This window comes from Microbulbifer okhotskensis (genome assembly GCF_023895975.1).
Classification (GTDB): domain Bacteria; phylum Pseudomonadota; class Gammaproteobacteria; order Pseudomonadales; family Cellvibrionaceae; genus Microbulbifer; species Microbulbifer okhotskensis.
Genome location: NZ_JALBWM010000036.1, coordinates 1 through 13355, shown reverse-complemented (window position 1 = coordinate 13355; position 13355 = coordinate 1). Strand labels below are relative to the sequence as shown.

Here is a 13355-nt window from a genome sequence, read left to right as displayed (position 1 = left end):
CACACGATTAAATGCCACCCCCTAAATAGTAGAACAGTATGCCAACTTAACTATCGGCGTTTTCTTTCGTATGGGAAAAGACATCGATAGACGAGTGGTAACTTGCCCAGGTGTCGTCAAGATACTCCCCAGGATATAAAGCTAGAGTAAAAACAATACGTTGTTGGCAGCCCGCTGACCCGCTGCTTAAGATTCGTACCGCATCTTAAGCAGATCAACATTCTCATAGTAATACAGGGTTTGATAAGAAGAAGTGACCCTGCAGACAGAATACAGAGCCTAACTCCAAGGAGCAAATGCCGCCCGTGCAGCGAAACCCCTTCAGACCATCCCAGCTATTGCAAACCGACCCCATCCCCATAGAAATGGCGCCTTTTAATTGCTCAAGGGTCAGTTGATTACTGCCTCTGAGTTGACACCCTTCAGTCAGCTGCGCGTTGTTTCAGGAAACGGTAAATCGCATCCTGCGAACGGCAACCTTTACGTCCATCATTGGCCAGTTGCGAATTCGTCTGTTTTGCATCAAGCAGACGTGCCTTCTGGTTGTCGCTCCACTGCAACTCCATGATTTTTCGGATAGTGGCCTGGTGTTCCAGATTGTGGATGGGAAAGGTGACTTCGACACGCTGATCCAAATTCCGCTTCATAAGATCGGCCGAGGATAGCCACATCAATTCGTCACCACCATTGTGAAAAATATAAACACGAGCATGCTCCAAAAATTTATCCACCAGACTGATAATACGAATATTGTCCGACAGCCCCGGTGTTTCGCAAATCAACGAACACATTCCGCGCACAATCATACGGATTTTCACCCCTGCCGCACTGGCACGGTAGAGCTGCTCAATAATCCTACTGTCGACCAGGCTGTTGCATTTAAAGAACAGCTCAGCATTCTGACCCGACTGTGCAGCCTTGATTTCCTGATCAATAGCGTCAGTAATGGCATTTCGATAGACAAATGGAGACGTAATAATATGCTTGAATGTTGGACGTTTACGTGGTGCCTGCATAAAGTCAAATGCATTGTATACGTCGCGACCCATTTCCTGATTATTGGTCAACAGGCTGAAATCGCAGTATACCTTTGCCGTATTCTCGTTAAAATTCCCGGTACCCAGGTGGCTATAGAAGCGATCTCGACCATTTTCACGGCGAACCACAGAGATTAACTTACAGTGCACCTTTAGCTCAGGCACTCCATACACCACATTAACGCCCGCTTCACTGAGTTCATGTGACCAATGGATATTGGCTTTCTCATCAAAGCGTGCGCGCAACTCCACTACCGCAGTGACTTTTTTATTGTTGCGCACTGCATTGATCAGGGCAGCTACCACTCTGGAGTTTTTTGCTACCCGATACAAATTGATACGAATTTCCCTAACTACCGGATCCAATGCAGCAGAGGCCAAAAAATTAGTGATCGCACGAAAATCATAATAGGGGTAGTAATAGAGTTTATCCTCTTTGCACAACTGGGAAAATACACTTTCATCTTTGGGCAGGACCGGTAATGGAGGCAGGCGTTTGTAACGATGCCGGGAGGATTCACCGGGAAATTTCATAAAATCCTTGGAATTATGATAGCGTCCACCGGGAATATAAGTATCGTAACGCCCCATCTTTAACTTTTTCTTAATAAGATCAAGAAGGACTCGAGGAATATCCCCATCGTATGCCATACGTACCGGGTCAGCACGTTTCCTTTTTTTCAACGACCGCTCCATTCGGTCAAGGGTATTTTGAGTAATTTCTTCGCTCAATTCCAGCTCGGCATCACGACTGATTTTGAACATATAGGCACTGGCTTTGGATATCGACACCACCTGACGAAAAATTTCCTTCAGACATGCACGAATGATATTATCGATAACAATATAAACTTTTTCTCGCTTGCCTTCTCGCGGTGGAATTTCGACAAAGCGCGGCAGGGTCGAGGTGGGAATTTCCATTGCCACATAGCGCTCGGAATCGTCATCTAATTCGAGGGCTATAGCGAAGTAGATACTAGTTTCATTGATAAGTGGCATGGGCTTACGCCCATCGATAAAAAACGGCTCCAGCTCTGGCAACACCTCGCGGTGAAAATAGCTCTCAACAAATTTTCGCTGCCGCGGGTTAAGCGTGGTTTCCCGTACCACGTGGATATCGTGCTTGCCGAGATCTTTCAGAACTTGGCTGTAAGCGGCAGAGTAGCGCTTTTGTAGCCGAATTATCCGCTCATTGATCGATTGCAGTAACTTGCCAAAGTACTCTTTCTTTTCTCCACTGTCAGAAAAAGCTGCCAAGCGTCGTACTGCCGCCACATGCACGCGGAAAAATTCATCCAGGTTGTTGGAGAAAATCCCTAAAAAGTGCACTCGCTCAATGATCGGCACACTGCCATCTTCGACTTCCTGTAAAACACGCTCGTTGAATGAGAGCCAGCTCAGCTCTTTGGGAAATAAAGGCACAGCATTAGACATGGTAAAACCGTAAAACGCATCCGGAATATTGCGACTGTAAAACAGTCCAGTTTGCTCTGGACCGTCAGCCTAAACTACAGGGATGAAGGGCTAAATTTGAGTAAAGAAATATGCCACCGAAACGCTGCGATGAGCAAGCGCCAACAGCAACTTAGCAGGTTTTTCTACCTTCATGGATTTCTGCCACACGGATTAATCTAAAAATGGTACAAATAAATACTAATTACTTTCAATTTCTAAAATAAAATTCATAATTTTGTAATCTTGTTGTGTTTTGTGCCGTTATGACGCAAAAGAAAGCTATCAAACAGATTATTGGCATAGAAAGTAGCAGAGTGAATAATAGAGAGCCTGACTCTCGCTCTTACCGCTTTCACCGAGATATTGATGCAGACTCCAAACGAACGTTATGCCGCCCTCGATCTGGGCTCAAACAGTTTTCATCTGCTGCTGGCAGAGTTTCGCGGCCAACGCATGGTGCGACTTCACACCGATCGCGCCATGGTCCGCTTGGCCGAAGGGCTGGACAGTAACCACCAATTGAACCCGGTCGTGACCGAGCGCGCCCTCGCCGCATTGCAACGCTTCCAACCAGTGGTGGATAAACTGCCTCTGGATCATGTGCGCGTCGTGGGGACCAACACCCTGCGCGCCGCTGCGGCCAATGCCGATGGCTTTCTAGAGGAGGTCGAATCAATCCTCGGCGTACCGGTCGAAATTATCAGCGGGATCGAAGAGGCCCGCCTTATCTTCAACGGGGTACTGGCTGTGGCTGACGGCCCACCCAGGTTGCGCTGCGTTATTGATATCGGCGGTGGCTCCACCGAACTGGTGCGTGGTTGTGACACGCCCCAGCAATTGGAAAGCCTGTATATGGGCTGCGTGTCCTATAGCAAGCGCTTCTTTGCCGACGGCCTGATCAGCCGCAATACCACCAACCACTTTGATCGTGCGCGCCGCGCGGCTCGCGCAGAATTGCAGGAACTGCAACACATTGCGGAGGACAGCGAGGTCATCGGCTGCTCTGGAACTATTAAAGCGGTTTCCAGGATCTGCAACGAGGGCGAAGTGAAGGCCATTACGCGCGGAGATATAGACCAACTCGCCTACCGGGTTTCCTCCGCCGAGCATACCGCCGATCTGGACCTACCTTATCTGGACGAAGAGCGCCGCCCGGTTTTTGCCGCGGGTCTGGCGATATTGCACGCGATATTTTGTGAACTCGATATCCTGCGTGTAGAAGTCTCCCCCTACGCAATCCGCGAGGGCATCGTGCACGACCTGGCCGGGCGCCTGCACGGCGGCGACCGCCGTGCCGACACCATTGCCGCCATGGTGCAGCGCTGGCAGGTGGATACCAGCCAAGCGCGACGCGTCAGTGGTAGCGCACTGAAACTCCTGCAACAACTGCGCCCCCAGTATCCGCCAGAGGGCAAGGTGCGCCTGCACTGGGCGATCCAGCTACACGAAAGCGGCCTGGCCCTCACCCATAGCAGCTTTCGCAAGCTCGGCGCCTATATGATCAAGCACGCCGATCTCGCTGGTTTCTCCAAAAGCGAACAGGAACACTTAGCCTATTTGGTACACAATCAGCGCGGGCGGATAAAACACCCCCACGAGCACTATGGGTTTCATCCTAGCCCCGACCTCCTGCTGTGCCTTCGCTTGGGCTGCATCATCCACCGGGACCGCACCGAGCGCAGCATAGAGGGCTTGAGCCTTTACGACCAGGGAGATGCCTATCATCTGAAGGTCAATCAGCAATGGCTGGATGAGAGTCCCGCTGTCGCCGAACTGCTCGAACAGGAAGAGTTGCATTGGCGATCACAGAATCGCCTTTTGCAAGTGACTGCGGTATAACCCTGAGCGGGTTACTCTAGCGCTTTACGCAACAATTCACTCTACAATCACAAGCTATGAAACTCAGCGAAGTCACTCTCAGTCACCACTATGCCGATCTGGGCGACGTATTTGGCGCCCTCGTGGCACCCACGCCTTTTAGCCAACCCCAGGTGATTGATGTCAACCCTGCGGTGTTGCAACTGCTGGGTATTGACCCCAATGAAAAGTCGGAACCTGCCTGGGCCCAACTCGGCTGTGGGGCCAAATTATTCAATGGCAGCCGCCCCTTCGCCATGAAATACACCGGCCACCAGTTCGGTGTCTATAACCCTGAGCTGGGAGATGGCCGCGCACTGTTATTGGGAGAGATTGAGACAGGAGGCCAACGCTGGGAACTGCACCTTAAAGGCGCCGGCAAGACTCCCTACTCCCGTTTTGGCGACGGCCGCGCGGTGCTTCGCTCCACCATTCGCGAATACCTCGCCTGTGAAGCCCTCTACGGCCTGGGCATTCCCAGCACCAGAGCACTGTGCCTCATTGGCAGTGATGAACGGGTAACCCGCGAGAAAATTGAAACCGGCGCCATGCTGATCCGCGTGGCCGAAAGTCATGTACGCTTCGGCCATTTCGAGTACTTCTTTTACACCAAACAGCTAGAAGCACTGCGGACATTGATCGGGATTACCTGCCAGCGATTTGTACCCGGCACCGAAGGATTGACCACGGGCGAGCAAGCCGAGGCGCTGCTGCGCTTTACCACCCGACGCAGCGCCGAGTTGGTGGCGTCCTGGCAGTCAGTTGGCTTTGCCCATGGCGTACTCAACACCGATAACATGTCGATTATCGGCGACACTTTCGACTACGGCCCCTACGCTTTTCTGGACGACTACGACTCCACTTTTATCTGTAACCATTCCGACCACACTGGACGCTATGCCTTCGAGCAGCAACCTGGTGTTGTACTGTGGAACCTGAACGCCCTGGCCCACGCTCTCTCCGCTTTTATCAGTGTTGAAGTACTGCGCGACTGCCTGGAACAGTTCGAGCCCGCAGTTAGCGAAGCCTATGCCCATCGCATGCGTGTAAAACTGGGCCTTGCACAGGAAGAGGCTGGCGACCAAGCGCTCTGTGCGGATCTGCTTCAATTACTACAACAGGGGCAGGTGGATTACACCTTGTTCTTTCGTGCCCTGGCTCACTATCGCGGGGAGCGCCCTGCCAGCGCCCTGCTGGACCTACTCAAGCCCGCGCATCACAGTGGCCTGGAGCAGTGGTTGCAACATTACGACCGCCGCCTGGCGCGGGAAAACAGCGACACCCGTGAACGCAATCGGGCGATGTTGACAGCCAATCCTAAATACATTCTGCGTAACTATTTGGCACAGAAAGTCATCGAGGCCGCAGAAGAGGGCGACTATCATCCTCTACGGACTTTGCGTCAATTGCTCCAATCCCCTTTTGCGGAGAATCCGGAACACGAAGTTTGGGCCAGTGCTCCACCGGAGTCGGGCAAGCGTCTGCCATTGAGCTGCTCCTCTTAAAGCAGCGAAATTGGTACAAACCTCGCCCAAAAAGCGAGTATATGCGGCCAAATGCCAGTTTTTGCGTTTGGAATTTTCCTGATGACGACTTATCCACTGCCCTCATAGATGACTTCATGTAAGATCTGGGTCACCCTACTTTACATAGGAAAAACAAGTGATGATAAGACACCTGCTCCTGGCCACCCTTGGCCTGTTGTTCACCTTGCAGGCCAGTGCCGCAGATATTCTGGGGAACTGGCGTACTATTGACGACGAGACAGGAGAGACCAAGTCCATCGTCAAAATCTATGAAAAGGATGGGAAATACTACGGACAAGTAGTGGATCTGCTACAAAAGCCCAACGACACTGCCTGTGACAATTGCCCTGGCGACCTCAAGGGCAAGCCCATTGTGGGCATGGATGTGATCACCGGTCTGGTTCAGAAAGGAAAAAAATACGAAGGTGGTGAGATACTCGACCCGGTCAAAGGCAAGGTCTACGACTGCAAAGCCTGGCTGGAAGGTGACAACACCCTCAAAGTGCGCGGCTATCTCGGCTTCCTCTACCGCACTCAAACCTGGCACCGGGTGCAGTAACAGCCCCCCCCTCTCGGGCTCGAACCTTATCGGGCCTAATCTCTTGACCAGACCCAAGCTTTACCCTGGGAACAGAGCCCTATAAGACCACTCTGCCACTCTCCTCAGTCGAGGCGCGAGCCGATACCACTTTGGCATCCTCGCTGGTATCGATACGCACCGTGGCACTCATACCCGCACGTAAAGCAGGCGATTCCTTGAGGGGATAAAGGCGCAAACGAACCGGCACGCGCTGAACCACCTTCTCCCACTTGCCACTGGCATTTTGTGGCGGTGTGGCTGCAAATTCGCTGCCGCTGGCGGGGCTCATACTGTCCACCTGCGCCTGCCACTCAAACCCAGGATAGGCATCCAGCGTCACTTCCGCTTGCTGTCCCGTACGCACGCGGCCCAGCTCTGTCTCTTTCAGGTTGGCCTCAACCCAAAGACCGCTGGAACCGATCATTTGCAGCAGATTAATGCCCAGGGTCGCCATCTCACCCACTTTGGGGATGGTATTGGCAATAGTGCCATCCACCGGCGCAATAATTCGGGTGCGGGACAACTGATAACGTGCGGTATCCAATTGCGCCTGGGCCACCTTCAAATCCGCCTGCTCTTCCAGCGCAATGGCCGGATCTCCACCCAACTCAGCGCGCAAGCTGGAGAGTTTCTCGGCGTTAATACTGATCTGTCCCCTCGCGCGCTCCAATTGCTGGCGCGCGCCATCCAGTTCGGCTTCGGAAAAAGCCACCTTGCCCAATTTTTCATTGCGCTCCAGCTGGCGGCGATAGAAGTCCGCGCCTTTGCGCGCTTGCTGCAAGGCCGCGTCGGCCTCGGCGTATTCGGAGCGGCGCGCGAGCAGCTCGTTGCGCACCTGAGCCAGGCGCGCCTCTGCTTCAGTCACTTCCAGCTCAAAAGCGGTGCGGTCAATTTGAATCAGTAACTGACCTTTTTGTACCACTTGGTTGGCACTGACTAAAACCTGGGTAACGACACCACTAACTTCGGGCGCCAGAGAGATCTTATCCGCCTTAACATAGGCATTTTCTGTCTCCACGATATCGCCATCGCGCAACAGGCTCCAGCCACCAACCAGGGCGGCCAACACCAGCACAAAAGAGAGCGCGAACTCTCGCAGCCCCGCGCGGTCTAGCTTAAAAGACAGCTTTTCAGTCACATTCAATCTCTTCACATGTCAGGTTTTTACGCAGCCGGGATAGCAACGCCTGTAGTTGTTGCACCTCTGTGGGAGAGAAGCCCACCAGAGCCTCGGAGCGGGTCTGCTGTGCCACACCTCCCAGCAACTCCAGAGCCGGCATCGCCCGCTCTGTCAGGTAAATACGAAAGCAGCGCCGATCATCCGGATCGGGTCGCCGCTCGACCAGCCCCTCCTGCTGAAGGTTATCGAGCTGTCGCGCCAGACTGATCGGTGCCAGATCCAGGCGTTCGGCCAATTCAGCCTGCTTCAGGCCCTGATCGCGCAGCAGATACCAAAGCACCTGCCAGCGGGATCCACTGAGCCCATGGTCCTTGGCCCTTCGGTCAAAGTTTCGCCGCAGCAGGCGCGCGGCACTGTGCAGCTGAAAACTCATCTCTGTGGCGACATCTTCCTTGGACATAGCCCCTCTCCCTTTTTAAGGCCGCTCATTATAAGCCTGCTTATTATTTCATCAATGTATCAGTTATCAATATCCCAGCACCACCATTAAAAAAGGCAGCCACTAGAGCCGCCTTTTTGCCTATGCCCAGAGGTAGCCTATTTCTCCAACACTTCGATACTATCGACCTTCTGGAAACCCCGTGGCAGCTTGTTGCCGCGCCGGCCGCGCTCACCACGATAGTGATCCATCTCCGAAATCTTAATCTTGGTATGGCGCTTGCCAGCATGAACGACCAACTGGTCTTTACCCTTCAGCACGGCGATCCCGACAACCACTTCGTCACGGGCAGCCGCGCGGGCAGAAGTGATATTGATAATCTTGTTGCCCTTGCCTTTCGACAGCTCCGGCAGTTCGGTCACAGGGAATACCAACATGCGACCTTCCGAGGTCACTGCCGCCAGAAGTGCTGTCTCGGGATTTTCCAACACTTGGGGCGGCAACACTTGGGCCCCTTTGGGCAGGGTCAGCATGGCTTTGCCGGCCTTGTTGCGCGACTGTAAATCTGAAAGCTTGGTGATAAAGCCATAGCCCGCATCGGAAGCCATTAGAATTCGCTGCTCATCTGGTCCCATCAACAGCCCCTCAAAAGTGGCGCCGGATGGCGGATTGATACGACCACTGAGCGGCTCGCCCTGTCCCCGCGCCGAGGGTAATGTATGGGTGGGAATCGAGTAGCTGCGACCGGTACTGTCCAACAGTAGGGCCGGCTGATTACTCTTGCCGCGCGCGGCAAGACCGAGACTATCACCCGCTTTGTAACTGAGCGCAGCGGCATCAATCTCATGGCCCTTGGCCGAACGAATCCAGCCTTTTTCCGACACCACTACGGTGATCGGGTCGGAGGAAAGCAATTCAGCTTCACTGAATGCCTTGGATTCCTCACGTGCCACAATGGGAGAGCGGCGCTCATCACCAAATTCCTTGGCCGCCGCCAGTAATTCTTTCTTGATCAGGGTCTTCAGGCGGCGCTCGCTGTCCAGGGTCTTGGTGAGGGTATCGCGCTCTTTCTCAAGGTCCGCCTGCTCGCCGCGGATTTTCATTTCTTCGAGACGCGCTAACTGACGCAACTTGGTATCGAGAATATGATCCGCTTGGATTTCCGTCAGCTCGAAGCGATCCATCAGCGCCAGCTTGGGGTCATCAAAGGTGCGAATAATCTCGATCACTTCATCGATGTTGAGGAAGGCAACCAATTGACCCGCTAATACGTGCAGGCGCTTCTCAACCTTATCCAGGCGGAACTGCAAGCGACGGCGGGTCGTGGTGGCGCGGAAAGTGAGCCACTCGCGCAGGATTTTGTCGAGGGACTTCACCTGTGGACGTCCGTCATTCCCGATCATATTCATATTAACGCGGTAATTGCGTTCCAGATCGGTGGTGGCGAACAGGTGATTCATCACCGGCTCCACTTCCACCCGATTGGACTTGGGCACAATCACCAAGCGTGTAGGATTTTCGTGGTCTGACTCATCGCGCAGGTCGCTCACCATCGGCAACTTCTTGGCCTGCATCTGCAGGGCAATTTGCTCCAATATCTTAGCGCCACTAACCTGATGGGGCAGTGCGGTAATCACGATGTCGCCATCTTCCCTATTCCATAGGGCACGCATTTTGATGGAACCGCGACCGCTGGTATAAATCTTGCGGATATCATCCTGCGGGGTAATGATCTCCGCATCAGTGGGCATGTCCGGACCGAGGATATGCTCACACAGGTCATCAACCGTGGCCTTGGGGTTTTCCAGTAGCGCCACCGTCGCGTTGACCAATTCGCGTAAATTATGCGGCGGTATATCCGTAGCCATACCCACGGCAATACCGGTAGTACCGTTCAGCAAAATATTGGGCACCCGTGCCGGCAGCACGCAGGGCTCATCCATAGTGCCATCAAAGTTCGCCTGCCAGTCCACCGTCCCCTGACCCAGTTCCGACAGCAACACTTCCGAATATTTACCCATGCGCGACTCGGTATAACGCATAGCCGCAAAAGATTTGGGATCGTCCGGCGAGCCCCAGTTGCCCTGACCGTCAATCAGCGGGTAGCGGTAACTGAACGACTGTGCCATCAGCACCATCGCTTCATACACGGCGCTATCGCCATGCGGGTGGTACTTACCGATCACATCGCCAACGGTGCGCGCGGACTTCTTGTACTTGGCAGTATTCTTCAGGCCCAGCTCGCTCATGGCGTATACAATACGCCGCTGTACCGGCTTCAGGCCGTCACCGATATTCGGCAGGGCACGATCCAGGATCACATACATGGAGTAATCCAGGTACGCCTTCTCGGTGTACTCCTTTAACGGCAGGCGCTCTGAAGCCTCATAAACAGAGGTGTCGGTCATACAGCACTCGTTATTTTGTTCGGAAAGGGCGGATTATGGCGGACTGAGGCGGGAGGTTCAAAGGGAAGCGATTAGTTCCAGAGGAAGGCGTTATTAGGACCCAACCTATCGGCGCTCACAACTGAGAAAGTAACCCGGCCAACTTACAAAACCCCTAAGTCAACAATATGAATTTCATGGCTTGTCTTAATAGCTTGTGGCATTCCCCCAAGGCTATGAGCACCTACCCCCAGTCATTACTGCACCATCCAACAGATCCCCAACTCGCCGAATTATACAGTTGCAAAACATCAGAAGGTTTTTAAGGACGACCTTATATGTATCTACACTAAGGTAATGTTTGGCTTGACTGCTCTTGAATTCCCTGACAGCAGAAAGTTTGATGCGGGTAGGGCACCCTCCCCTGGTGGTTTCAATGGCACCACAAAGGGGAGTTACCCTGAGCTTCGCACCCGAGATTGCATCCAGTGCGCTCTCCATCGACATGGGTGCCACCCAATTCAGCAAAGCCAGACAGTTGATACCGGTGATCTCGCTCTATCATCACCCGCATGAATTCCTGGCTCATACGCCGCACAGCGTTGCAAGAGATACCCGGATAGCCTGACAACTCCATGCAGGAAATGCCCGTCTTATTCTCGATTATAAAAAAGATCCCGCGGAAGCAAATAGCAAGGCACAACTTGTGGGATCGAAGATCTTACGAGGAGTGACCAACGTGTGGCACCGATTACACGCACTAAACTTGCGATAAGATAGGTCGCAACGCTTATCATACCCGCAATGGGGGCAAAAAAACCGTTTAGTCAGAGCCATTGACAGATTGTAAAGAACAACTGTTCTTCAGTTCCATATTCTTTACGATATTGGAGCAAACTGAGACTCTTCTGGAATTTCTCTTTGTTGCGAGCCATGGTGAAACTCCTTACAGATCAAATAGATATTTATATCCATATAAAAACATCGGCAGTTAAGAAAGGGAGTTAATTACGTAACCTTATGATACGAATTAACTAACACAGAGTTTGCCCCCCAGAACAAAACCAAGAAGAAGTATCACAACCTGAAGCAGCAAAAACTGATGAAGGGAGCTGGCAGCCCCCAAAGTAAAAAATCTCTGCTGCAAAAAAATGGCATTATTAAAACCGTGCCTAAAAAACATTGCAACCATGAAATTGATGTTATTTTTCTCTAGCTGATTTAGCAGAAAAAAGTTTCTCAAATGCGTCATATACAGCTAGATGTAGAGTATCACCATGATCTAGCTGCTTAAAGTAGCCAAAGTGAACTTCAGTTTTATTTTTCTCATTATCTAACTTATTAAATAGTGTTCTAGCAAGCCTCTCCATGACTTCCCCCTCTCTTCCTACTCCAATATAGATCAGCTTATCATCACAGCACTCTTCCGCAGAGTCAGTCATTAGTAACTCGCCGCTCCACCATAGGCTTGGGCTGATAATAATGTAATTATCAAAAAGAGCTGAATGCTTAAATAGAATTTCCGTAGCCACAAGCCCACCCAGGGACTGACCTATCAAGGTCGACTCTCCATTGACACGATAGTTGCTCTCAATTAAAGGCTGAAGCTCCCGACCAAGAAACTCAATAAATTTACTCGACCCTCCAGAAGACGGAAATTCTTTCTTATCCAATGACTTAGTGGAAGGAAATGTAAAGTCTCGCTTTCTGTCAACATTTACCACGCCAACAAGAATCGACTCTGGAACCATGTTAACCCAAGAAAATGACCCAAATTGTAATACACCAGCTATATGGACAAAGTCTTCGCTGATAGCTCCATCCAACAAATAGATTACAGGATAATTCCTTTTTGACGAACGCTGATAACTCTCGGGCAGATAAATGTTCAACCTTCTATCTTCATTCAGAACTTTGGATGAAAATTTTATTGAATCACCAACAACTAGGGGTGCCCTCTCAAAATCCATTGCACAGACAAAATCTGACACGTGAGAAAGAAATATAAAAAATACAAAGAATTTGATCATTAATATGATACCAAGCAAAGGTTGAACTGTAATTTTAACCCGCAGGTTAACCTATAGACATTCCAGCTTAACGCCCACAAAAACTATACCCTTGAATTTTTGCGCTTTAAATTCACCCCACCTTTATCTGTCAAAAGGATACAACTCATGGGCAACCCCCTCACGATGAAATAGATTGGAGTACATCACAAATGCAATAAGCCTCACCCACAACTGCAAATCAACACACTTTAACCCTTGCAATAAAGGAGCAATAGCCAGCTAAATCCACTTACTCTGCAATTGATCTCCACTATGGACCTAGAAAGCATCTACATAATGATTAACCAGGAAATATTAACTCCAACCTTCACTATAAGTGACGCTGACATTTACATCAACCACCAATCATAATCACCTTTAAAGAAAGCAAAAATCACAACAAAGAGTTATGATAATTACCACAACCCCTGCTCATACCCTAAATCACCTAAATTATTGATGCGAGAACAATTTTTGATGAATCAAGTGGGAGTAATCATTCTTGAAAGTGGCATAACCACCTACACAACCACCATCAAGAGACCGTCTCGAGGTAGCTTTCTTACCTTCGGTTACTAAAAAATCGGTTGCTGGTGTACAGTGTTGCCTCCAGTTTCTGGTCACTTTATAGCCGCACCGTCCATTTAAATCTAACACCTGTACTATAATTAGATCGGTAGCGCAGTATGAGTAACTTGGGTGGCTTTGCTGTATGCGAAGAATATCGTTAGGTTTTTCGCCACAAATAAAGGCTAGAGAAATTTTCTCCGGATAACGACAAAAATCATAAAATGCTGATATTGATAACATTACTGAAAAAAATAATTATCCTCATACCACCTCATAACAAAACCTGCATTCAACTTTGAAGTGCATCAGTTAATCCCCTGGAAAAGAACGGTC

9 protein-coding genes are annotated in these 13355 nt (G+C 50.9%); 4 read left to right on the top strand and 5 right to left on the bottom strand.

Going from position 1 to position 13355, the window contains the following annotated elements; all coding sequences use genetic code 11:
- Nucleotides 1–422: 422 nt before the first annotated feature.
- Nucleotides 423–2471 carry a polyphosphate kinase 1 gene (ppk1, locus tag MO867_RS10250; RefSeq protein WP_252466328.1) on the bottom strand — a complete coding sequence of 683 codons (2049 nt, stop codon included), beginning with the start codon at nt 2469–2471 and terminating at the stop codon, nt 423–425.
- Between the two features lie 387 nt (nt 2472–2858).
- Between ppk1 and MO867_RS10245 the strand changes: the two genes are divergently transcribed.
- From MO867_RS10245 to MO867_RS10235, 3 genes are all read left to right on the top strand, one after another.
- Nucleotides 2859–4331, top strand: coding sequence for a Ppx/GppA phosphatase family protein (locus MO867_RS10245; RefSeq protein ID WP_252466327.1), 1473 nt, complete (start codon nt 2859–2861; stop codon nt 4329–4331).
- A 56-nt stretch (nt 4332–4387) separates the two neighbouring features.
- Complete coding sequence (locus tag MO867_RS10240; protein ID WP_252466326.1) at nt 4388–5854, top strand: protein adenylyltransferase SelO; 1467 nt, start codon at nt 4388–4390, stop codon at nt 5852–5854.
- A gap of 160 nt (nt 5855–6014) precedes the next feature.
- Nucleotides 6015–6434 carry a DUF2147 domain-containing protein gene (locus MO867_RS10235; RefSeq protein ID WP_252466356.1) on the top strand — a complete coding sequence of 140 codons (420 nt, stop codon included), beginning with the start codon at nt 6015–6017 and terminating at the stop codon, nt 6432–6434.
- 79 nt (nt 6435–6513) lie between these two features.
- Here MO867_RS10235 and MO867_RS10230 read toward each other — a convergent pair whose 3' ends face one another.
- The 3 genes from MO867_RS10230 to parC all read right to left on the bottom strand — a co-directional run bounded on the left by MO867_RS10230 (nt 6514) and on the right by parC (nt 10422).
- A complete protein-coding gene (locus MO867_RS10230) occupies nt 6514–7593 on the bottom strand; it encodes an HlyD family secretion protein (RefSeq protein WP_252466325.1) in 1080 nt (359 codons plus the stop codon).
- Nucleotides 7586–8035 (bottom strand): MarR family winged helix-turn-helix transcriptional regulator, encoded by a 450-nt coding sequence (locus MO867_RS10225; RefSeq protein ID WP_252466324.1) that lies wholly within the window; start codon nt 8033–8035, stop codon nt 7586–7588. Before MO867_RS10225 ends, MO867_RS10230 begins: the two co-directional genes overlap by 8 nt.
- Nucleotides 8036–8172: 137 nt before the next feature.
- Nucleotides 8173–10422: a DNA topoisomerase IV subunit A gene (gene parC / locus MO867_RS10220; protein ID WP_252466323.1), complete on the bottom strand. Its 2250-nt coding sequence runs from the start codon at nt 10420–10422 to the stop codon at nt 8173–8175.
- Between the two features lie 415 nt (nt 10423–10837).
- Here parC and MO867_RS10215 point away from each other — a divergent pair, with 415 nt between their 5' ends.
- The gene (locus MO867_RS10215; RefSeq protein WP_252466322.1) at nt 10838–11029 is read left to right on the top strand and encodes a hypothetical protein; all 192 of its coding nucleotides are present in this window, start codon (nt 10838–10840) and stop codon (nt 11027–11029) included.
- Nucleotides 11030–11603: 574 nt separating this feature from the next.
- Here the strand turns inward: MO867_RS10215 and MO867_RS10210 are convergent.
- Complete coding sequence (locus MO867_RS10210) at nt 11604–12431, bottom strand: alpha/beta hydrolase (RefSeq protein ID WP_252466321.1); 828 nt, start codon at nt 12429–12431, stop codon at nt 11604–11606.
- Nucleotides 12432–13355: the final 924 nt, after the last annotated feature.

Excerpts from the sequence above, each read along its gene's own strand:
- MO867_RS10235 (WP_252466356.1), top strand. The coding sequence starts at position 6,015 with ATGATAAGACACCTGCTCCTGGCCACCCTTGGCCTGTTGTTCACCTTG.
- MO867_RS10215 (WP_252466322.1), top strand. The coding sequence starts at position 10,838 with ATGGCACCACAAAGGGGAGTTACCCTGAGCTTCGCACCCGAGATTGCA.
- MO867_RS10210 (WP_252466321.1), bottom strand. The coding sequence starts at position 12,431 with ATGATCAAATTCTTTGTATTTTTTATATTTCTTTCTCACGTGTCAGAT.
- MO867_RS10240 (WP_252466326.1), top strand. The coding sequence starts at position 4,388 with ATGAAACTCAGCGAAGTCACTCTCAGTCACCACTATGCCGATCTGGGC.
- ppk1 (WP_252466328.1), bottom strand. The coding sequence starts at position 2,471 with ATGTCTAATGCTGTGCCTTTATTTCCCAAAGAGCTGAGCTGGCTCTCA.
- parC (WP_252466323.1), bottom strand. The coding sequence starts at position 10,422 with ATGACCGACACCTCTGTTTATGAGGCTTCAGAGCGCCTGCCGTTAAAG.
- MO867_RS10225 (WP_252466324.1), bottom strand. The coding sequence starts at position 8,035 with ATGTCCAAGGAAGATGTCGCCACAGAGATGAGTTTTCAGCTGCACAGT.
- MO867_RS10245 (WP_252466327.1), top strand. The coding sequence starts at position 2,859 with ATGCAGACTCCAAACGAACGTTATGCCGCCCTCGATCTGGGCTCAAAC.